Below are 21,044 nucleotides of genomic sequence, written 5' to 3'. Positions count from 1 at the left end.
GCACGCGTGCCCTGCCGGCCCGGGCCGACCGGCAGGCCCGGGCCGACCGGCAGGGCAGGGCTGACCGGCCGGGGTGAGCTGCCGGGGTGAGCTGCCACCGGGTGCGCCCACGCGGCGAAGCCGCGAGTCGACACAGCCCCGCCCGCCTGACTTCCCCCGTCCTCCGGGGAGGTCAGCCGTGCGCGCTCACCTTGTCCCGCTCCTGTGCGGGCTCGGCTGCCGGGGCCGCCGCCGGCTCGCCCTCGCTGAGGCCGAAGCGGCTGTGGAACCGGCGCAGCGGGCCCGGGGCCCACCAGGTCGCCCGGCCCGTGAGGCGCATGACCGCCGGGACCAGGAGGCTGCGGACGATCATCGCGTCCATCAGTACCGCCAGGGCGATACCGAGGCCGAGCATCTTGGTGTTGGTCACCCGGGAGGTGCCTATCGCGACCATCACCACCGCGAGGATCACGGCGGCCGCGGTGATCAGCCCGCCCGTGCGCTGAAGGCCGTACCGGACCGCCTGGTCGTGGTCGCCGGTCGCGTCGTACTCCTCCTTGATGCGGGACAGCAGGAAGACGCCGTAGTCCATGGACAGGCCGAAGGCGACACAGAACATCAGCACCGGGAGGGTCGTCTCGATCGAGCCGGGGCTGGTGAAGCCGAGCAGGCCGGACAGATGGCCGTCCTGGAAGACCCAGACCACCGCGCCGAACATCGCCGTCAGGCTGAGCGCGTTGAGCACCACCGCCTGGATCGGGATCAGCACGCTGCCCGTCAGCAGAAACACCAGCAGCAGGGTGACGATCGCTATGAAGGCGGCCGCCAGGGGCAGGCGTTCGGCTATCGCGTCCTTGGAGTCGACCAGGACCGCCGCGGCGCCGGTCACCTTGGTGTCGAACGGGGCCTGCGCGGCGCGCAGTTCATCCACCAGGCCCTGGGCCGGGTCGTCCACCACCTCGCCTTTCGGCAGCACCGTGAAGTACGCCGACTCGCCCTGCACCAGTGGCCCGTCGACCCGCAGCACTTCCGGCAGGGCGGCGATCCGCTCCTTGTACGCGGCGTACTGCGCCGGCGTGGCCCGGCCCTCGGCGAGCACCTCCAGGCCGCCGCCGGGGCTGCCCGGGAAGCCGTCGCGGATGTGCTGCTGCACGACATGGGACTCGGCGCTCGACGGCAGCTGGCGGTCGTCGGCGGTACCGAACTTCACGCCCAGGAAGGGCAGTCCGAGCAGGACCAGGACGGCGGTGGTGCCCAGGGCGAAGAAGGGGGCGCGGCGCATCACGAGGCTCGCGGTGCGGGTCCAGGCCCTGCCCTCCGTCGTACCGGACACGTCAGCGGACGGCTCATCGGACGGCTCATCGGACGCCTCGTCGAACGCCTCGTCGAACGCCTCGTCGGACGCCTCGTCGGACGGTTTCGGCCGCCCGCGGCGGAACAGGCGGCGCAGATCCAGGGAGTTGACCCGGTGGCCGAGCAGGATCAGTGCCGCCGGGAGCAGGATCAGCGCCGCCGCCGCGGCCAGCAGCACCACGGCGATCCCGGCGTAGGCGAAGGACCGCAGGAAGTACTGCGGGAAGAGCAGCATCGCCGCGAGGGACACCGCGACCGTGAGGGCCGAGAACAGGACCGTACGGCCGGCCGTGCGCAGGGTCGTGCCGACCGCGGTCAACGGTTCGGCGCCGGTGGCGAGTTCCTCGCGGAAGCGGCGCACGATGAACAGGGCGTAGTCGACGGCGAGACCGAGGCCCAGGGCCGTGGTGAGGTTCATCGCGAAGACGGACACGTCGGCGAACTCGGTCAGGCCGCGCAGCACCGCGTTCGTGCCGAGGATCGCGACGATGCCGATGCCGAGCGGCAGCAGGGCCGCGACCGCGCTGCCGAAGACCATGACCAGCAGCACCAGGGTGACCGGCAGGGCGATCACCTCGGCGCGGACCAGGTCCTCCTGGATGATCGTCTGCATCTCGTGCCGCACGGCGACCGGACCGCCGACGCCGACCTCCACCGGGCCGTGCGCGCCCCGGAACTCGGGCGCGATGCGGTCCAGGGTCTCCCCCGCCCGCTTCTCATCGCCGGTGATGCGGGCGGCGATCAGCGCCTCATGACCGTCCTCGGCACGCAGGGCGGGAGCCGTCGAGGCGTCCGCCTGCCAGTAGGAGCCGACCCCTGTGACGCCCTTCTCTCCGGCCAGCCGCGCCGCGAGCCGCTGGGCCTCGGCGGCGACCGCGGGATCGTCCACGGAGGCGCTGCCCGCGTCCACGAGGAGCAGGAGGTTGGGCTGGGACGCGGGGAACTCCCGCTCCAGCGCCTTGGTCGCGTAGGTCGACTCGGCCTGTGGGTCTTCCCAGCCGCCACTGCCCAGGCGGTCGGCGACCCCGCTGCCGGCCAGCACGGCGAGCGCGGTGATCACCAGGGCCACGAGCAGCGACAACCGGGGGCGGGCCGTCACGAAGCGGGTCCAGCCTCCGACCCGGGGCGGCCTGTTGACTTCGGTCATGGTGCGGTGTCCCCTTCAGCCTGATCCATGCTGTGCGCGGTCGGGCAGCATGAAGCCGTCACTGCCATAGACTGACAAACACGAGCCATCGCTCGCGTTTCTCCAGAATGCGAGCGACCACTCGTGTTTGTCAATCGCGTTCGGAGAACTGGGGATAACGCGTGCCCGCCAACCGGGAGAAGGACAACCAGGACCAGCAGGAGAAGGACCAGCCGCGCCGCCGACAGGCCCGCGGCGAGCGCCGTATCGCCCAGCTGCTCGAGGCCGCGGCCGCCGTCTTCACCACCACCGGCTACACGGCCGCCAGCACCAACGCCATCGCCCGCGAGGCGGGCGTCTCACCGGGCACGCTGTACCAGTTCTTCCCGAACAAGGAAGCGATCGCCATCGAGCTGGGCGACCGGCTCATGCACGAGATGCGCGAGACGTACGGCGAGGCACTCACCCCGGTCGACCCCACGACTCCCCTGGAGGAGGCCGTCGGCGCGGCCGTGGACCGGTTCATCGCCTTCAACTGCGAGCACCCGGTGTTCTTCGCGCTGATGCACGGCCCCGACATCCCCGGCCGCATCACCGAGGAGCACGACGCCCTGCACGCGACGCTGCTGTCCCGGATCGAGGGCCTGCTCGCCTCACTCCTGCCCGATGCCACCCCGGCCGACCTCACCCGGACCGCCCACATGTGCCTGGGCCTGTACAAGGCGGGCCTGGAACTGGTTCTCGCCCATGAGGGCGCCGAGCGCGAGGCCTACGTCCAGGAGCTGAAGAACGCCCTGTTCCGTTACCTCGACCCACTGGTGGGCACCCGACTCGGACGCGGCGACACGACGCGAACTGCAACCTGACGCACATCGCCTTCCGCAAGGGGCGCATGAATCAGCTCCCGGGTTCGAGGCAACCCCACCGCGATCCACTCTCCACCGCCGGGCACAGCCCCGCATCTCAAGCTTGGAGAAATACCCCGTGGGGGTATAGCGTGGTAGTAGAGGGACCCCCCTGGTCCCGTCGGCCCCACATGCCGCGGCCCCGCGCGCCTCGACCCCACATGCCTCGACGAGGAGAACGACATGACCGCCCAGACCGACACCACCCCGGGTTCCGCCACCGCCGTCTACAAGGTGAGCGGCATGAGCTGCGGTCACTGCGAGGGTGCCGTCTCCGGCGAGATCTCCGAGCTCCCCGGTGTGAGCTCGGTGAAGGCCGTAGCGGCGACGGGTGAGGTCACCGTCGTCTCCGCGGCCCCGCTGGACGAGGAAGCCGTGCGCGCGGCCGTCGACGAGGCCGGCTTCGAACTGGTCGGCACGGTCTGAGCCTGGCCATGACCCGCACCACCGAAGAACCGCCGATAGCCGAGACGGCCGAGACGGCCGACACGACCGGCGCGACCGGCGCAACCGGCACGACCGGCACCTCCCAAGTGGAGCTGCTCATCGGCGGGATGACCTGCGCCTCCTGCGCGGCCCGCGTCGAGAAGAAGCTCAACCGCATGGACGGCGTGACCGCCACGGTGAACTACGCGACGGAGAAGGCGAAGGTCAGCTACCCCGCGGGCATCCGGGTCGCCGACCTGATCGCCACCGTGGTGAAGACGGGCTACACGGCCGCGGAGCCGGCGCCGCCGGAACCCGCGCCGCAAGCGGCGCCGGAAGAACCCGAACTGCCGGAAGACCCCGAACCGGTGGGGCTACCGCCGGCGCCATTGCCCGCGCCAAGGAGGAGGCCGAGAGGGACGGTCGTACGGCCGTCGTGGTCGGGTGGGACGGAGCGGCACGCGGTGTCGTCGCCGTCGCGGACGCGGTGAAGGAGACCAGCGCCGAGGCGGTGCGCGAGTTGCGCGCGCTGGGGCTCGCTCCGGTGCTGCTGAGCGGGGACAACCGGGCGGTCGCCGAAGCGCTGGCGGACGCGGTCGGTATCGGTCAGGTGATCGCTGAGGCCCTGCCCGAGGACAAGGTCGAAGCGGTACGGCGACTGCGGCGCGAGGGGCGGTGCGTCGCCATGGTCGGCGACGGCGTCAACGACGCGGCCGCGCTCGCCACCGCCGATCTGGGTCTCGCCATGGGGACCGGGACTGACGCGGCGATCGAGGCGGGCGATCTGACGCTGGTGCGCGGGGATCTGCGGGTGGCGGCGGACGCGATCCGGCTGTCCCGGAAGACGCTGGCCACGATCAAGGGCAACCTCGTGTGGGCCTTCGGGTACAACGTCGCCGCGTTGCCGCTGGCCGCGGCGGGGTTGCCGAACCCGATGATCGCGGGGGCCGCGATGGCCTTCTCGTCGGTGTTCGTGGTGACGAACAGCTTGCGGCTGAGGACGTTCCGGTGAATTCGTAGTAAGAACCCCACTGGGCCCCTCTGGAGTCCGACGCCCAGCTCACATAAGCTCTTCACAAGGCTCACGCATCATCCTTACGCTTGGGTCCCGATCGCCGTATCGGGGCTCTTGCGCATCTAACGGACATATGCAAGAGACGCAGATCACAGTGATGTGAAGGTAACCATCGAAGGGGTTCGAAGGTCTAAGTTGACGATGTCAGGCGGCGTCTTGGGGGGCACTTCCTGGCATCTGGGGATGTCTTGGGGGACTTCCTCAGAGTTGCGTTGCCGGGGCACGCACTTCGGGAAGCTTTGAGCGGCCCTCCCGAGTGTGCGCTGTCCCGGCAGACCGCACACCCATGAGTACGACGAGTTTTGCTCGTTCTGCTCAACGGCAGTACCGAAAGACAGCGATTCAGGCGTTGGTCTCTCAGACGCCCGGCCGGATCCCGTGGGGGGAATCCGCACCGGGACATGGGAAGGCGCCCTGGACGTCGGCCCGTGGGGGGACCGCCGCCAGGGCGCCTTCTGCTATCCGCGCATATCCGCCGGCCGCACATGCACAAGAGCCCCACACCCGGCCGAAGCCGTGCGCGGGGCTCTCTACGCGAAACCCGAGAAGCGGGGGCCCAAAACGCGGGGACGATCCCGCCCACGGGGCGCCAGTGACCCGGCGCCCCTCACCGGCAGGTGTCAGCGCTCCTCGACCGGCACGAAGTCGCGCTCCACGACGCCCGTGTAGATCTGGCGCGGGCGGCCGATGCGGGAGCCCGGCTCCTTGATCATCTCGTGCCACTGGGCGATCCAGCCCGGGAGGCGGCCGAGGGCGAACAGGACCGTGAACATCTCGGTCGGGAAGCCCATGGCCCGGTAGATCAGGCCGGTGTAGAAGTCGACGTTCGGGTAGAGGCTGCGCGAGACGAAGTAGTCGTCGGAGAGCGCGTGCTCCTCCAGCTTCAGGGCGATGTCCAGCAGCTCGTCGGACTTGCCGAGGGCCGAGAGGACGTCGTGCGCGGCGGCCTTGATGATCTTGGCGCGCGGGTCGAAGTTCTTGTAGACCCGGTGGCCGAAGCCCATCAGGCGGACGCCGTCCTCCTTGTTCTTCACCTTGCGGATGAAGGAGTCGACGTCGCCGCCCGCGTCGCGGATGCCCTCGAGCATCTCCAGCACGGACTGGTTGGCGCCGCCGTGCAGCGGGCCCCACAGCGCGTTGATGCCGGCCGAGATCGACGCGAACATGTTGGCCTGGGACGAGCCGACCAGGCGGACCGTGGACGTCGAACAGTTCTGCTCGTGGTCCGCGTGCAGAATCAGCAGCTTGTCCAGGGCGGAGACGACGATCGGGTCGAGGTCGTACTCCTGCGCCGGCACCGAGAACGTCATGCGCAGGAAGTTCTCGACGTAACCGAGGTCGTTGCGCGGGTAGACGAACGGGTGGCCGATCGACTTCTTGTACGCGTACGCGGCGATCGTCGGAAGCTTGGCGAGCAGCCGGATCGTCGAGAGGTTGCGCTGCGTCTCGTCGAACGGGTTGTGGCTGTCCTGGTAGAACGTGGACAGCGCGGAGACGACCGACGACAGCATGGCCATCGGGTGGGCGTCGCGCGGGAAGCCCTTGTAGAAGTTCTTGACGTCCTCGTGCAGCAGGGTGTGCTGCGTGATGTCGTTCTTGAAGGTCGAGAGCTCGTCGACGGTGGGCAGCTCACCGTTGATCAGCAGGTAGGCCACCTCCAGGAAGGTGGAGCGCTCGGCCAGCTGCTCGATCGGGTAGCCGCGGTAGCGGAGGATGCCCGCCTCGCCGTCGAGGTAGGTGACGGCGGATTTATAGGCGGCGGTGTTGCCGTAGCCGCTGTCCAGCGTCACCAGACCGGTCTGGGCGCGCAGCTTGCCGATGTCGAAGCCCTTGTCGCCGACGGTGCTGTCAATCACCGGGTAGGTGTACTCGCCGTCGCCGTACCGCAGTACTACAGAGTTGTCGCTCACGTCTTCCCTCACCGACGTTGTGCCTCATCTTCGAGGTTGCCCTGACTGTCTCTACCCTCCCCCATTCGGCTCAGGAGAGTGCACTCGGGGTCGACCATTGGGCCTATTGGCGGCACTGAGTGCCGCCAACTTGTCATCCTGCCCCCTGTTTTCCCCATCCGGAAGTGCTCTGTGACCTTCACGACTCGTTTGATCGATCATTTTTTTCGATGCCTCACGAACCGCCAGGTCAGAAGGGGGCCCGCCGACGGGCCGGACAGGGTCAGGAGCCCGCGAGGCGGAAGTCGAGCGCCGTGCAGCGCCGCCCCGCCGACACCGTGCGCACCGCCTGGCCGATCGCCTTGCGTGAACCCACGAGGACGACCAGTTGCTTGGCGCGGGTCACCGCCGTGTACAGCAGGTTCCGCTGGAGCATCATCCATGCTCCGGTGGTGACGGGGATCACCACGGCGGGATATTCACTTCCCTGTGAACGGTGGATCGTCACCGCGTACGCGTGCACCAGTTCGTCCAGTTCATCGAATTCGTACGGAACCTCCTCGTCCTCGTCCGTCAGCACCGTCAGGCGCTGGTCGACCGGGTCGAGCGAGGTGACCACGCCCACGGTGCCGTTGAAGACCCCGTTCTTCCCCTTCTCGTAATTGTTGCGAACCTGGGTGACCTTGTCGCCGACGCGGAAGACCCGCCCGCCCAACCGCTTCTCCGGCAGATCGGGGCGCCCGGGGGTGACGGCCTGCTGGAGCAGGCCGTTCAGGGTGCCCGCGCCGGCGGGCCCGCGGTGCATGGGAGCCAGGACCTGGACGTCCCGGCGCGGGTCGAGGCCGAACTTGGCCGGAATGCGACGGGCCGCCACGTCCACCGTGAGCCGTCCGGCCGCCTCCGTGTCGTCCTCGACGAAGAGGAAGAAGTCCTTCATGCCGTCCGTGACCGGGTGCTGCCCGGCGTTGATCCGGTGCGCGTTGGTCACCACGCCGGATTGCTGGGCCTGGCGGAAGACCCGGGTCAGCCGCACGGCCGGGATCGGGCTGCCGTCCGCCAGGAGGTCCCTCAGCACCTCCCCCGCGCCGACGCTCGGCAACTGGTCCACGTCCCCCACGAAGAGCAGATGGGCACCGGGCGGTACGGCTTTGACCAGCTTGTTGGCGAGCAACAGGTCCAGCATGGACGCCTCGTCGACCACCACCAGGTCGGCCTGGAGCGGACGGTCCTTGTCGTACGCCGCGTCGCCGCCGGGCTTGAGCTCCAGGAGGCGGTGGACGGTGGAGGCCTCGGCGCCGGTGAGCTCGGCGAGGCGCTTGGCGGCGCGGCCGGTGGGGGCGGCCAGCACGACCCTGGCCTTCTTGGCGCGGGCCAGCTCCACGATCGACCGGACCGTGAACGACTTTCCGCAGCCGGGCCCTCCGGTGAGGACGGCGACCTTCTCGGTGAGCGCGAGGCGGACGGCCTGCTCCTGCTCGGGGGCGAGGTCGACGCCGGTACGGCCCTTCAGCCAGCCCAGCGCCTTGTCCCAGGCCACGTCACGGAAGCCCGGCATCCGGTCCCCGTCGGTGCGCAGCAGGCGCAACAGCTGGGCGGAGAGGGAGAGTTCGGCCCGGTGGAAGGGGACGAGGTAGACGGCGGTGACGGGCTCGCCCGAGCCGCCGTCGGGACCGGGGACCTTCTCCCGTACGACACCGGGGTCGCCGCCCTCCTCCGGCACCTGGGCCAGCTCCGCCAGGCACTCGATGACGAGCCCGGTGTCGACCTGGAGCAGCTTCACCGCGTCCGCGATCAACCGCTCCTCGGGGAGGTAGCAGTTGCCCTGGTCGGTGGCCTGCGACAGCGCGTACTGCAGGCCCGCCTTCACGCGCTCCGGACTGTCGTGCGGGATGCCGACGGACTGGGCGATCTTGTCGGCGGTGAGGAAGCCGATGCCCCAGACGTCGGCCGCCAACCGGTACGGCTGGTTCTTCACGACGGAGATCGAGGCGTCGCCGTACTTCTTGTAGATGCGCACCGCGATCGACGTCGAGACCTCGACCGTCTGGAGGAAGAGCATGACCTCCTTGATCGCCTTCTGCTCCTCCCAGGCGTCGGCGATCTTCTTCGTCCGCTTGGGGCCGAGGCCGGGGACCTCGACGAGCCGCTGGGGCTCCTCCTCGATGATCTTCAGGGTGTCCAGGCCGAAGTGCTGGGTGATGCGGTCGGCGAAGACCGGCCCGATGCCCTTGACCAGCCCGGAGCCGAGGTAGCGGCGAATGCCCTGGACGGTGGCCGGGAGGACGGTCGTGTAGTTCTCCACGGTGAACTGCTTGCCGTACTGCGGGTGGGAGCCCCAACGGCCCTCCATCCGCAGCGACTCGCCGACCTGGGCGCCGAGCAGCGCGCCGACGACCGTGAGGAGGTCGCCGCCGCCGCGCCCCGTGTCGACGCGGGCGACCGTGTAGCCGTTCTCCTCGTTGGCGTACGTGATCCGCTCCAGGACGCCTTCGAGTACCGCAAGCCGCCGTTCGCCCGTGGAAGCCCCCGCCTGATTGGACATGATCCGACGGTACCGCCCGGCACCGACAGGACCCCGCGGCCCGTGCCGCCGGCGGTCGTAGGGTGGCCCGGTGTTCGATCGGCTGGAGATCAGGGTGTTGCCACCGGGGCCCCGGTGGGGTGCCCAGCTTCGGTTCCGGGTCAACGGCGAGGAAGTGGTGGCGGGCGCGACCGGCGTGGGGGGCCGCGGGCCGCTCGTGGCGGACGTACTGTTGTCCGCCGGCGGCCCCAGCCCGCTGCGGGGAACCGGCGAGGGCGGCCGTGTGGAGCTGGGGGAACCCGAGTGCACAGGCGGCTGCTGCGGCTTCCTGTCCGTGGTCGTACAGCGCGTCGGGGACACCGTGCAGTGGACGGACTGGCAGGTTCCGCACCTGGCGGCCGCTCCACCGGAGTTTCGCTTCGAAGCCCGCCGGTACGACGCCGAACTGGCGCGCGTGGAGGGGGACCAGGGCGGACGGGGCCACCCGCCGGCCGTCACCCCGCCTGCGCCGTGATGTGGTCGATCACCTGCTGGAAGTCCTCGGTCGGCGAGAACTCCACGAACTCGGTGTCCTCCAGGGCCACGGGGACATGGCCGGGCGCCCAGTAGTACGTCTGTCCCGCCTCGTAGTACTCCTCGCCCTCGGCCGTCAGCACCCGCAGCCGGCCCTTCAACAGCAGGCCCCAGTGCGGGCACTGGCAGGCGTCGCCGTCGAGGCCCTTGAGGGCGGGGCCCATGTCCGTGCCCTCGGGCAGGCGGATGTAGCCGACGGACATGCCGCCGCCCATGGGCTTGGTGCGCACCTCCACGCCGTCACCGGCGAGGGCGACGGGTACGTCGTCGCGCGTCGCTGCCGTCATGACTCCTCCGCTCCGGCCCGCACGGGGCCCTGAGGAAACGATCCCCGCACGTCCAGCCTGGACCGGCACGGAGTGCGCCGCGACATCACGATCCGGTCTCGGGATGTGGTTGAGGGCTTGATTAACCCCGGTGTAATCGATTCCAATCCTCCGTACACGTCGATGTAATCGATTCCACGAGGCCCATCGACCATCGGTTTCCACGAACGATCGAACGATCCACAAGGAGGTGGAGCGGCGATGGCGAGCATCAAGGACGTCGCTGCCGAGGCGGGCGTCTCCGTCGCCACGGTCTCGCGCGTCCTGAACGACCATCCGTCGGTCAGCGCCGAGGCACGCACGCGCGTGCTGGCCGCCGTCGAGACCCTGGGCTACCGCCCGAACGCCGTCGCCCGCTCCCTGCGCACCGACCAGACCCACACCCTCGGCCTGGTCATCAGCGACGTGTTGAACCCCTACTTCACCGAGCTGGCCCGCTCCGTCGAGGAGGAGGCCCGTGCGCTCGGCTACAGCGTCATCATCGGCAACGCCGACGAGCGGCCCGATCTCCAGGACCACCACGTACGGAACCTGCTGGACCGCCGTATCGACGGCCTGCTGGTCTCCCCCACCGACGGCGGCTCGCCGCTGATGCTGGACGCCGCGCGCGCGGGGACGCCGATGGTCTTCGTGGACCGGTGGATCCCGGGCGTGGACGTGCCGGTGGTGCGATCGGACGGGCGGGCGGCCGTACGGGATCTCGTCGCGCATCTGCACGGGCTGGGGCATCGCAGGCTCGCCATCATCGCGGGCCCCGCGGCCACCACCACCGGGCGGGAGCGTGTCGAGGCCTTCCGGGAGGCGCTCGGCACCTACGGACTCGAACTCCCCGACGCCTACATAGGGCAGGGCGACTTCCAGGCCGAGAGCGGGCGCCGGGTCACCGAGGGCTTCCTCGACCTGCCCGAGCCGCCCGAGGTCGTCTTCGCGGCCGACAACCTGATGGCGCTCGGCGCGCTGGACGCCGTACGCGCGCGTGGGCTGCGCGTGCCGGACGACCTCGCGCTGGCGGCGTTCGACGACATCCGGTGGTTCGTGCACACCGATCCGCCGATCACCGCGATCGCCCAGCCGACGGACGAGCTGGGCCGGGCCGCCGTACGGGCCCTGGTCGACCGCATCGAGGGCCGGCCCGGCGAGTCGGTCACCCTCCCCACCCGTCTCGTCGTACGCCGCTCCTGCGGCGAACCACCGGCTTCGTCGGAGCCGTCCCCCGTAACGAACAGGAGCCAGTCGTGAGCAACGCGGACGAGTTGCTGCGCATCGAGGGCATACGCAAGACCTTCCCGGGCGTGGTCGCGCTGGACGGCGTCGACTTCGATCTGCGCCGGGGCGAGGTGCATGTGCTGCTCGGCGAGAACGGCGCGGGCAAGAGCACCCTCATCAAGATGCTCTCCGGCGCCTACACGCCCGACGCCGGGCGGATCCTGGTCCGCGGCGAGGAGACACGCATCCATGGTGCGCAGGACTCCGAGCGCCTCGGGATCGCCACCATCTACCAGGAGTTCAACCTCGTTCCCGATCTGACGGTCGCCGAGAACATCTTCCTGGGGCGCCAGCCGCGCCGTTTCGGGATGATCGACCGGAAGCGGATGGAGGCCGACGCCGAGGTCCTCCTCGCGCGCGTGGGCGTGAACGTGTCGCCACGCGCGCGTGTCCGCGAACTCGGCATCGCCCGCCTCCAGATGGTCGAGATCGCGAAGGCGCTCAGCCTGAACGCGCGTGTGCTGATCATGGACGAGCCCACCGCCGTGCTCACCTCCGAGGAGGTCGAGAAGCTCTTCGGAATCGTGCGCAAGCTGCGCGAGGACGGCGTCGGGATCGTCTTCATCACGCACCACCTGGAGGAGATCGCCGCGCTGGGCGACCGGGTGACGGTCATCCGGGACGGCAGGAGCGTCGGGCAGGTCCCGGCCGCCACGCCGGAGGACGAGCTCGTACGGCTCATGGTGGGGCGCTCCATCGAGCAGCAGTACCCGCGTGAACGGGCCGACCGCGGTGCCGCGTTGCTGTCGGTCGAGGGGCTGACCCGGGACGGCGTCTTCCACGACGTCAGCTTCGAGGTGCACGCCGGTGAGGTGGTCGGTATCGCTGGGCTCGTCGGCGCCGGCCGTACCGAGGTCGTGCGGGCCGTGTTCGGGGCGGACCCGTACGACAAGGGGGCCGTGAAGGTCGGCGGTTCCTCCCTCCCCAAGTACGACGTCAACGCGGCGATGACCGCGGGCATCGGGCTGATCCCGGAGGACCGCAAGGGCCAGGGCCTGGTGCTGGACGCGTCGGTCGAGGAGAACCTCGGCCTGGTGACGCTGCGTTCGGCCACGCGCGCGGGGCTCGTCGACCTCAAGGGCCAGCGCGAGGCGGCGGCGCGGATCGCGGGGCAGCTCGGCGTGCGGATGGCGGGCCTCGGTCAGCACGTGCGCACGCTCTCCGGCGGCAACCAGCAGAAGGTCGTCATCGGCAAGTGGCTGCTCGCCGACACCAAGGTGCTGATCCTCGACGAGCCGACGCGCGGCATCGACGTCGGCGCCAAGGTCGAGATCTACCAGCTCATCAACGAACTCACCGCTCAGGGCGCCGCCGTCCTGATGATCTCCAGTGATCTGCCGGAGGTCCTCGGCATGAGCGACCGGGTCCTGGTGATGGCCCAGGGCCGGATCGCGGGCGAACTCCCGGCAGCCGAGGCCACCCAGGACGCCGTGATGGCGCTCGCCGTCAGCAACCCCACCACTGAGAAGAACTCTGAGAAGAACTCCGAGAAGACCGGAACGGAGGCCTCCCGTGGCCACTGACACGCTCAAGAGCACGACGGGCGCGAGTGGCGCCTCGGGGCTTCGCCGCCTCCTCCTCGACAACGGCGCGCTGACCGCGCTGATCGTCCTCGTCATCGCCATGTCGGCGCTGTCCGGCGACTTCATGACGACGGACAACCTCCTCAACGTCGGCGTCCAGGCGGCCGTGACCGCCATCCTCGCCTTCGGCGTGACCTTCGTGATCGTCTCGGCGGGCATCGACCTGTCCGTCGGCTCGGTCGCCGCCCTGTCGGCCACCGTCCTCGCCTGGAGCGCGACTTCGCAGGGCATGCCGGTCGTCCTGGCGGTCGTCCTCGCGATCGCGACCGGCATAGCGTGCGGCCTGGTCAACGGCATCCTGATCTCGTACGGCAAACTCCCGCCGTTCATCGCGACGCTCGCCATGCTGTCGGTGGCCCGTGGCCTGTCCCTGGTGATCTCGCAGGGCTCCCCCATCGCCTTCCCCGACTCGGTCTCGCACCTCGGCGACACGCTCGGCGGCTGGCTGCCGGTGCCGGTGCTCGTGATGGTCGGCATGGGTCTGATCACGGCGTTCGTGCTGGGGCGGACGTACATCGGCCGCTCGATGTACGCGATCGGCGGCAACGAGGAGGCGGCCCGGCTCTCCGGTCTGCGGGTGAAGAAGCAGAAGCTCGCGATCTACGCCTTCTCCGGGCTGTTCGCCGCCGCCGCGGGCGTCGTGCTCGCCGCCCGCCTCTCCTCCGCGCAGCCGCAGGCCGCGCAGGGCTACGAGCTCGACGCCATCGCGGCGGTCGTCATCGGCGGCGCCTCGCTGGCCGGCGGCACGGGCAAGGCGTCCGGGACGCTGATCGGCGCGCTGATCCTGGCGGTGCTGCGCAACGGCCTCAACCTCCTCTCGGTGTCCGCGTTCTGGCAGCAGGTCGTCATCGGTGTCGTGATCGCGCTGGCGGTGCTGCTGGACACGGTGCGGCGCAAGGCGGGGGCGACTCCCGTGGCGGCCGGTACCGGGGGCAACAAGGGCAAGCAGGCGGCAACCTATCTGCTCGCGGCCGTCGTCGCGGCGGCGATCGTCGGCGCCACCTCCTTCCTGCACAGCGGCACGTCGGAGGCGAAGAGCCAGAAGATCGGGCTGTCGCTGTCGACCCTCAACAACCCGTTCTTCGTGCAGATCCGGGCGGGTGCGCAGGCCGAGGCGAAGAAGCTGGGCGTGGACCTGACCGTCACCGACGCGCAGAACGACGCCTCGCAGCAGGCCAACCAGCTGCAGAACTTCACCAGTGAGGGCCTCGGCACGATCATCGTCAACCCGGTGGACTCCGACGCGGTGACCCCGGCGGCGAAGGCCGTCAACAAGTCGGACATCCCGCTCGTCGCCGTCGACCGCTCGGTCAACAACGCCGCCACCGCCGCGCTCGTCGCCTCCGACAACGTCACCGGCGGCAAGCTCGCCGCCAAGTCGCTCGCCGAGAAGCTGGGCGGCAAGGGCAAGATCGTGATCCTGCAGGGCCAGGCGGGCACCTCCGCCAGCCGTGAGCGCGGCTCCGGCTTCGCCGAGGGCCTGAAGGCCTACCCGGACATCGAGGTCGTCGCCAAGCAGCCCGCCGACTGGGACCGCACCAAGGGCCTGGACGTCATGACGAACCTGCTCCAGGCCAACCCCGACATCGACGGCGTCTTCGCGGAGAACGACGAGATGGCGCTCGGCGCGATCAAGGCGCTCGGCTCCAAGGCCGGCAAGTCCGTCCAGGTCATCGGCTTCGACGGAACCGCGGACGGTCTCAAGGCCGTCGAGGCGGGCACGCTCTACGCGTCGGTGGCGCAGCAGCCGACGGAGCTCGGCAGGATCGCCGTCCAGAACGCGGTGAAGGCCGCCGCGGGCGACAAGGTCGAGAAGTCGGTGATGGTGCCGGTGAAGGTGGTCACGAAGGAGAACGTGGCCGGCTTCACGGGCTGAGACGAACGGGCGGGCGGTGCTTGCGGAGGACGATCGTTTCCTTCCGGCACCGCCCGCCTGAAGTCACTTACGGGGACCGCTACTAGGGGAGCAATCTCATGTACGACTACGACCTTCTGGTCGTGGGGTCGGCCAACGCCGACCTGGTGATCGGCGTCGAGCGTCGGCCGGGGGCCGGCGAGACCGTGCTCGGCTCCGATCTGGCCGTCCACCCGGGCGGCAAGGGCGCGAACCAGGCGGTCGCGGCCGCCCGGCTCGGTGCCCGTACGGCCCTCCTGGCCCGCGTCGGCGACGACGCGTACGGCCGGCTGCTGCTCGACTCGCAGCGGGCGGCCGGCGTCGACACGGTGGGCGTCCTGGTCGGCGGCCCGCCGACCGGGGTCGCGCTGATCACGGTGGACCCGTCCGGGGACAACAGCATCGTGGTCTCGCCCGGCGCCAATGCACGGCTCACGCCGCAGGACGTACGGGCCGCCGCGAGCCTCTTCCAGGCGTCGCGGGTGGTGTCGGCCCAGCTGGAGATCCCGCTGGAGACGGTCGTCGAGGCCGTACGCAGCCTGGCGGACGACAGCCGCTTCGTCCTCAACCCCTCTCCGCCCCGCCCGCTGCCGGCCGAGGTGCTGGCGGCCTGCGACCCGCTGATCGTGAACGAGCACGAGGCGAAGGTGATCCTCGGCGACTCCGCGGTCGGCGACACCCCCGAGGACTGGGCGCGGATCCTGCTCGCCAAGGGCCCTCGCTCGGTGGTCGTGACCCTGGGCGCGGAGGGTGCGCTGGTGGCCTCCGCGGACGGTGTGACGCGGGTTGCCTCCGTGAGGGTGGACGCGGTGGACACGACAGGCGCGGGCGACGCGTTCACGGCCGCGCTGGCCTGGAAGCTCGGGACGGGCTCGTCCCTGGCGGAGGCGGCGGCGTACGCGGCCCGGGTCGGGGCGGCGGCGGTCACGAAGGAGGGCGCGCAGGAGTCGTTCCCGGCGGCGGCGGAGGTCGAGGCGCTGTGCTGTGCCAATCCGGGGGACGCCCCCCGGACCCCCGGCAGAGGGTCGGCCGGCGCACCCGGCGCGTCGGGGCAAGGTGAGGCGCTGTGAAGAAGGCCGGAATCCTGAACCGTCACCTCTCCGGCGCCCTGGCCGAGCTGGGCCACGGCGACGGGGTGCTGGTGTGCGACGCCGGCATGCCGATACCCGACGGTCCGCGAGTGGTCGACCTGGCGTTCCGGGCCGGGGTGCCGTCGTTCGCCGAGGTGCTGGACGGTCTGCTGGCCGAGCTGGCGGTGGAGGGCGCGACGGCGGCGCGGGAGGTGCGCGAGGCCAATCCGGCGGCGGCCGCGCTGCTGGCGGGCGAGTTTCCCGAGCTGGAGCTGGTCACGCACGAGCGGCTCAAGGAGCTGTCGGCCGGGGCGCGGCTGGTCGTACGGACCGGGGAGGCACGGCCGTACGCGAATGTGCTGCTGCGCTGCGGGGTCTTCTTCTGAGGGGCCGGCGTACGAACGTTTCGAGGGGCCCGGTCCGTCGACCGAGCCCCTCGGGGTTTCCCCTCCCCATCAGAACCCCCGCGATCCCCCCGGATCCCCCTCCAAGAGTCCTGATGCCAAGTACGACCGGCGGGGTGGAGGAAGGGTTGTACGGTCTCCGCGGATTTTTTTCCGGCGCGTCCCGCCACCTTCGGCATGCCCGGAAATACGAACAGACGTAGCGTTTCAGATATGTCAGAAGTAGACGCAAACCCCCTCACATCTCTCCAGAACGACGTACTCGACGAGCTCGGTGACGACCGGATCGGCGACATCGCGGGGCTGCTGGGCACCGACGAGCCGGGTGCCCGGCAGATGGTGTGTACGACGGTGTCGGCGCTGTCCGGCGAGGCGGAGGCCGTGGCGACCCCGCACGACGCCCCGCTCACCGGCGTGGCCACCGTGGGCGGCTTCGCGACGGGCGGCCTGATGGCCGGGCTGCTGGCCGAGGAGGCCAAACCGGTCGCGCATGCGGTGGCCCGGAAAACGGGGCTGGCGCCCGGTGCCGTGTCCCGAGTGGTGGAGATGGTGATCCCGGTGGTGCTGACGGTGCTCACGAAGCGGGCGGCCGGGAAGTAGTGGCGTCCACGGCCGCTTCGGCGAACGGGCGTCAGCAGCGCGGAATCCTCGCTGGTGTGTCGGCGTTGTAGCACAGGTTGCCGTTGTCCACGGGGTCGGTCAGAAGTTCTCGCCTAGTCCCCGGCGGCCGGCCGGTAGACGCACACCTGTACGCCCGTCTTCCCGGTGACCGTGGACACGAGCTCGAACGGCCGCTTCCCGCCGTCCTCGGGGAAGATCGACTTGCCGCCGCCCAGCAGCACCGGCATCACGATCAGCTGGAGCTCGTCGACCAGACCCTCCTGGATGAGGGTCCGCACGAGGGTGGGGCTGCCCATCATCGCCAGGTCGCCGCCCTCGCGCTCACGCAGCTCACGGATCCGCGCGACGGCCTCGCCGCCCGCTATGCGGGTGGTGTTGTTCCAGGTCAGCTCGTCGTCACCGAGGGTGTCGGTCACGACGTACTTCTTCAGGGAGGTCAGCCGGTCGGCGAAGGGGTCACCGGCCCGCTCGGGCCAGGCCCCCGCCATCGTCAGATACGTACGGCGCCCGTACAGCAGCGCCTCGGCCTTCTCCAGCCCCTCGCTGAACGCGGCGCCGAGCACCTCCGGGTCGAAGTACGGGTGCGACCAGCCACCGTGCGCGAAGCCGCCGTCGGTGTCCTCCTCGGGGCCGCCGGGGGCCTGGACGACGCCGTCGAGGCTGATGAACTCGGTGATCACGATGCGCATGGAAGACACTCCTGGTTCTTGCGCTCGGGTGCCGCTCGGAAGCTGCTCGGGTGATTACGGCGATGGAGACCGGAGCGGGGCCCGGAAATCATCGGTGGGGCCAGTGATAGACGCGGAACGGGGGATTCGGCAGGGGGTGCGCACCTCAAGTGGCCGTTGGGCAGGTGCTCAGCGGAACGCTGGTCACGTCGTCGCCGTATTCGCCGCCGAGGTCCCGGACGAACCGGTAGCACTGCTTGGCTGGGGCGTGCGCCTCCGCCCCGTATTTGTCTTCGATCAGGACGGTGACGGTGGCGGTACGTCCCCTGCGCTCGGCGCTCCTGACGTCGAAATGGCCGAGTTTGCCGGTGGGGTCGAGAGCGCGCTGTACTCCGGTGGGTGTCAGCTCCATGGTGCTCATCTCCGCGATGCGGCTCCGCGCGGTGTCGGCCCAGCTGCCGATCCGCGTGCCCGGCAGGCACTCGTCGTAGTTCCGCACGGCGACGGCGGACGTCCAGGCCGCACCGGAGCCGCGAGTGAAGGTGAAACGCAGGCAGCGTGCGACCTGAACAGAGCCGCTCCCCAGAATCACCCCCTCGCTCTCGTAGAAGTCGGTCCTGCGCGCGGTGGCGGTGAACCGGTGACGTGCCGGGTCGTAGCTGATGAGCGGCGTTTCGCTGTGCCGCCAGATCACCCCGGTCAGCGTGTCGGCATCGGCGCCGAAGCCGCTCTCGGTGAGCGCACGGCTGGTGTCGTCCGCCTGCTCATGGGCGCGCCGGAGAAGGGAGTTCAGGGCGTCCTGCCGGCGCTCGCTGTTCACCTGGTCGGCGTGCCAGACCGTGTACCAGAAGTACGCGACCAGGGCGGTCGGAATCATCAGCAGCACGAGACAGCAGGTGGCCGCACGCCGGGTTATGGGTCCGGCACCCTCTGGTCTTCCCCCGTTGCTCATCCGGATGATGTACCAGCCGCCGTCGGCACCGGGGAAGTCACCGGCCCGGAAAAGACGGTGACGGCGCATCACCTCCATGGCCAGACTGACCCGATGACGACCGGATCGGACCCCAAGGCGGACCTCCGCCGCTGCCTCCAGGACGCGCGCGACGTCCTCCTCTGGAAGCTCGAAGGCCTCTCGGAGTACGACATTCGCCGCCCGCTGACCCCCACCGGCACCAACCTGCTGGGCCTGGTCAAGCACGTGACCGGCGCGGAGGCGTTCTACTTCGGCGACACCTTCGGCCGCCCCTGCCCGGCACCCCCGCTCTGGATCACCGGCGACGCTCCCGAGCCGAACGCCGACCTGTGGGCGACCGCCGACGAGACGCGCGAGCGGATAGTCGACGACTACCGCCGGGTCTGCGCCCACGCCGACGAGACGATCGAGACCCTGCCTCTGGACGCGGTCGGCCGAATCCCCGGGGACCCGCCCATCGACCTCACGCTCCACCGCGTCCTCGTCCACATGATCGGCGAGACCCATCGGCACGCCGGCCACGCGGACATCGTGCGCGAACTCGTCGACGGGGCCACGGGGTTGCGCACCGGGGACTCCAACATGGCGCCGGGGGACGTGACGTGGTGGGAGAAGCACCGGGAGCGGGTGGAGGAGGCGGCTCTTGCGGCCGAGGGGGTGCAGGGGGTGGAGGAGGCGGAGCACACCGGGAACCGGCTGCGCTGAGCGACGCGTCGTCGCAGCAGGAGTCACTGGCCCTCGTCAGGGCGACTGCAGTCCTCGGGCCAGGCGCGCGAGCGTCTCGGGGACCCTGCGCACGGTCATGCTCTGTCGCAGGAGTTCCAGGTCGGCGCCGTGAGCGCCGAGGTGGGTCAGTAGCGGCTGGTACCGGTCAGGGCGATCGCGGAGGGACTCGGTGGTCAGCCGGAGCTCCAGCCGCACGCATTCGATGCGGTGCCCGCCGCAGTCCACGGTGACGTAGTGCCTCCAGGGGCCGGGGCCCTGGCACTCCCATCCGTCCTCGCCGCACGGTACTTCCACGGTGCTGACGCTGAATCCGACGCCGTCCAGGCTGTGGCAGGCGAAGTACTGCGGGGCCGATGCGAGCCATTGCGGAGCGGTCACACACGGCAAGTCCGCCAGTGCTTCGGCAACGGCGTCGACGTCGTCGCGTCGGTCGACGAGGATGTCGCCATCGCCCACCGGCAGATCGACGCCCTGCGGGCAGGCCGCTGCCGTGCCGACGAGCCGGTACCGCAGTCCCGGAGCGACAGTCCTGATCCGGTCAAATCCGGTGCGCAGCACCGCGTCCAGTTCGTGGCGATCGCGCAGCGGCCGAGTTTTCGATCCTCTCCATGGTCGACAGGATGCCCGTCGGGTCTGACATCCTCGCTCCCGCCGACGAGCCAGGCATAAGCGATGGCGCTCCCAACGCCTCGACGGCAGCCTTGACTTCATGCCCCCGCATCCCGCTGCCGCCCCACCCGACGACTCCTGGCTCGGCCCTCCCATAGACGCCCGCCCCCTCTTCGCCCCCGAGCACACCGCCCTGATCGCCACCCTGCGCGCACTGGCCCCGGCCGACTGGGCCCGGGAGGCGGTGCCCGGCTGGAGCGTGCGTGATGTCGCCGCGCACGTGCTGGGCGACTGCTACGGGCGCCTCGCCCGGCACCGCGACGGGTACCGGCAAGGGCCCGCCTTCGCGCCCGGCGAGACCCTGGAGGCGTACATCCACCGCATCAATCAAGAGTGGGTCGACGCCCACAGCCGCGTGAGCCCCACCGCGCTCGCCGACACCCTGGAGCTCGTCGGCGGGCAGGTCGCCCGCCTCTTCGAGGGCGCCGACCCGGCGGCCCCCTCGCTCGGGGTCTCCTGGGCCGGCGTCGATCCGGCGCCGATGTGGCTGGACAGCGCACGGGAGCTGACCGAGTACTGGACACACCGCCAGCAGATCCGTCACGCCACCGGCCAGGGCACCGACCCCGACCCGAGGCACCTCTCCGTGGTCCTGGACACCTTTCTGCGCGCCCTGCCGCACACCCTGCGCGACACCACCGCGCCCGTCGGCACCCAGGTCCAGGTCCACGTGGACAGCCCCGCCGGCGGCATCTGGACAGCCACCGCCACTACCGCCGAAGGCAACTGGTCCCTGGCCGAACCGCCCACCGGCAGCCCCGCCGCGCTCCTCCGCCTCGACGCGGAGAGCGCCTGGCGCCTGTGCGTCCGCGGCATCGAACCGGCCGACGCGCTCACCCGTGCCCACATCGACGGCGACGCCCGACTCGCGGAAGCCGCCTGCCAGATCGTGTCCATCGTGTACTGACGGGCCAGCCTCGCCTCACCGGGGCGCGCCGCGCAGGAACCGCAGGAACCGCAGGAACCACAGGAACCGCAGGAACCGCAGGAACCGCAG

Annotated in this window: 19 protein-coding genes and 1 pseudogene; 13 read left to right on the top strand and 7 right to left on the bottom strand. The window is 70.4% G+C overall.

The genetic code is table 11. From position 1 onward, the window contains the following. Positions 1-172 precede the first annotated feature (172 nt). Positions 173-2,479, bottom strand: coding sequence for an MMPL family transporter (locus tag QQM39_RS29495; protein WP_302000586.1), 2,307 nt, complete (start codon positions 2,477-2,479; stop codon positions 173-175). A gap of 161 nt (positions 2,480-2,640) precedes the next feature. On the opposite strand from QQM39_RS29495, the gene QQM39_RS29490 reads away from it, so the two are divergent. The 4 genes and pseudogenes from QQM39_RS29490 to QQM39_RS29475 all read left to right on the top strand — a co-directional run. Then, entirely contained in the window at positions 2,641-3,324 is a 684-nt protein-coding gene (locus QQM39_RS29490) for a TetR/AcrR family transcriptional regulator (RefSeq protein ID WP_302000585.1), read from the top strand. 222 nt (positions 3,325-3,546) lie between these two features. Then, positions 3,547-3,789 carry a heavy-metal-associated domain-containing protein gene (locus tag QQM39_RS29485; protein ID WP_302000584.1) on the top strand — a complete coding sequence of 81 codons (243 nt, stop codon included), beginning with the start codon at positions 3,547-3,549 and terminating at the stop codon, positions 3,787-3,789. Between the two features lie 8 nt (positions 3,790-3,797). Further along, positions 3,798-4,280 (top strand): cation transporter, encoded by a 483-nt coding sequence (locus QQM39_RS29480; protein WP_367669218.1) that lies wholly within the window; start codon positions 3,798-3,800, stop codon positions 4,278-4,280. Beyond that, positions 4,178-4,801 (top strand): annotated as a pseudogene (locus tag QQM39_RS29475) (HAD-IC family P-type ATPase); the annotation flags it as partial. The gene QQM39_RS29480 and the pseudogene QQM39_RS29475, both read left to right, overlap by 103 nt. 683 nt (positions 4,802-5,484) lie before the next feature. On the opposite strand, the gene QQM39_RS29470 reads toward QQM39_RS29475, so the two are convergent. Then, entirely contained in the window at positions 5,485-6,774 is a 1,290-nt protein-coding gene (locus QQM39_RS29470) for a citrate synthase (protein WP_302000583.1), read from the bottom strand. Positions 6,775-7,036: 262 nt separating this feature from the next. After that, positions 7,037-9,295, bottom strand: a complete 2,259-nt coding sequence (locus tag QQM39_RS29465; protein WP_302000582.1) for an ATP-dependent RecD-like DNA helicase — start codon at positions 9,293-9,295, stop codon at positions 7,037-7,039. Between the two features lie 70 nt (positions 9,296-9,365). Between QQM39_RS29465 and QQM39_RS29460 the strand changes: the two genes are divergently transcribed. Then, positions 9,366-9,788, top strand: a complete 423-nt coding sequence (locus tag QQM39_RS29460; protein WP_302000581.1) for a hypothetical protein — start codon at positions 9,366-9,368, stop codon at positions 9,786-9,788. Here the strand turns inward: QQM39_RS29460 and QQM39_RS29455 are convergent. Then, the gene (locus QQM39_RS29455; protein ID WP_302000580.1) at positions 9,769-10,134 is read right to left on the bottom strand and encodes a hypothetical protein; all 366 of its coding nucleotides are present in this window, start codon (positions 10,132-10,134) and stop codon (positions 9,769-9,771) included. The two genes, QQM39_RS29460 and QQM39_RS29455, sit on opposite strands and share 20 nt — an antisense overlap. 240 nt (positions 10,135-10,374) lie before the next feature. Here QQM39_RS29455 and QQM39_RS29450 point away from each other — a divergent pair, with 240 nt between their 5' ends. The 6 genes from QQM39_RS29450 (at position 10,375) to QQM39_RS29425 (ending at position 16,990) form a co-directional block, all read left to right on the top strand. Next, positions 10,375-11,412: a LacI family DNA-binding transcriptional regulator gene (locus QQM39_RS29450; RefSeq protein ID WP_302000579.1), complete on the top strand. Its 1,038-nt coding sequence runs from the start codon at positions 10,375-10,377 to the stop codon at positions 11,410-11,412. After that, positions 11,409-12,962, top strand: coding sequence for a sugar ABC transporter ATP-binding protein (locus QQM39_RS29445; RefSeq protein ID WP_302000578.1), 1,554 nt, complete (start codon positions 11,409-11,411; stop codon positions 12,960-12,962). The genes QQM39_RS29450 and QQM39_RS29445 overlap by 4 nt, the downstream gene beginning before the upstream one ends. Next, on the top strand, positions 12,952-14,898 hold the full coding sequence (locus tag QQM39_RS29440) for a substrate-binding domain-containing protein (protein WP_302000577.1): 1,947 nt from the start codon (positions 12,952-12,954) through the stop codon (positions 14,896-14,898). Before QQM39_RS29445 ends, QQM39_RS29440 begins: the two co-directional genes overlap by 11 nt. 98 nt (positions 14,899-14,996) lie before the next feature. After that, complete coding sequence (locus QQM39_RS29435) at positions 14,997-15,986, top strand: ribokinase (RefSeq protein WP_302000576.1); 990 nt, start codon at positions 14,997-14,999, stop codon at positions 15,984-15,986. Then, entirely contained in the window at positions 15,983-16,372 is a 390-nt protein-coding gene (gene rbsD, locus QQM39_RS29430) for a D-ribose pyranase (protein ID WP_302000575.1), read from the top strand. Before QQM39_RS29435 ends, rbsD begins: the two co-directional genes overlap by 4 nt. Before the next feature lie 231 nt (positions 16,373-16,603). Further along, positions 16,604-16,990: a DUF937 domain-containing protein gene (locus tag QQM39_RS29425; protein ID WP_302000574.1), complete on the top strand. Its 387-nt coding sequence runs from the start codon at positions 16,604-16,606 to the stop codon at positions 16,988-16,990. A 113-nt stretch (positions 16,991-17,103) separates the two neighbouring features. Here the strand turns inward: QQM39_RS29425 and QQM39_RS29420 are convergent, their stop codons facing one another. After that, complete coding sequence (locus QQM39_RS29420; RefSeq protein ID WP_302000573.1) at positions 17,104-17,700, bottom strand: dihydrofolate reductase family protein; 597 nt, start codon at positions 17,698-17,700, stop codon at positions 17,104-17,106. A 145-nt stretch (positions 17,701-17,845) separates the two neighbouring features. Further along, positions 17,846-18,700: a hypothetical protein gene (locus tag QQM39_RS29415; RefSeq protein ID WP_302000572.1), complete on the bottom strand. Its 855-nt coding sequence runs from the start codon at positions 18,698-18,700 to the stop codon at positions 17,846-17,848. A 24-nt stretch (positions 18,701-18,724) separates the two neighbouring features. Between QQM39_RS29415 and QQM39_RS29410 the strand changes: the two genes are divergently transcribed. Next, the gene (locus QQM39_RS29410; protein WP_302000571.1) at positions 18,725-19,357 is read left to right on the top strand and encodes a DinB family protein; all 633 of its coding nucleotides are present in this window, start codon (positions 18,725-18,727) and stop codon (positions 19,355-19,357) included. A 36-nt stretch (positions 19,358-19,393) separates the two neighbouring features. On the opposite strand, the gene QQM39_RS29405 is transcribed toward QQM39_RS29410, so the two are convergent. Further along, positions 19,394-19,936 (bottom strand): hypothetical protein, encoded by a 543-nt coding sequence (locus QQM39_RS29405; protein ID WP_302000570.1) that lies wholly within the window; start codon positions 19,934-19,936, stop codon positions 19,394-19,396. Between the two features lie 151 nt (positions 19,937-20,087). Here QQM39_RS29405 and QQM39_RS29400 point away from each other — a divergent pair, with 151 nt between their 5' ends. Continuing rightward, positions 20,088-20,954 (top strand): maleylpyruvate isomerase family mycothiol-dependent enzyme, encoded by an 867-nt coding sequence (locus QQM39_RS29400; RefSeq protein WP_302000569.1) that lies wholly within the window; start codon positions 20,088-20,090, stop codon positions 20,952-20,954. The last annotated feature ends 90 nt before the right edge of the window (positions 20,955-21,044 follow it).

Source organism: Streptomyces sp. DT2A-34, from assembly GCF_030499515.1.
Taxonomy (GTDB): Bacteria; Actinomycetota; Actinomycetes; order Streptomycetales; family Streptomycetaceae; genus Streptomyces.
Note: the sequence above shows the minus strand (reverse complement) of the source record. Positions and strands in the feature narration are given on the sequence as shown.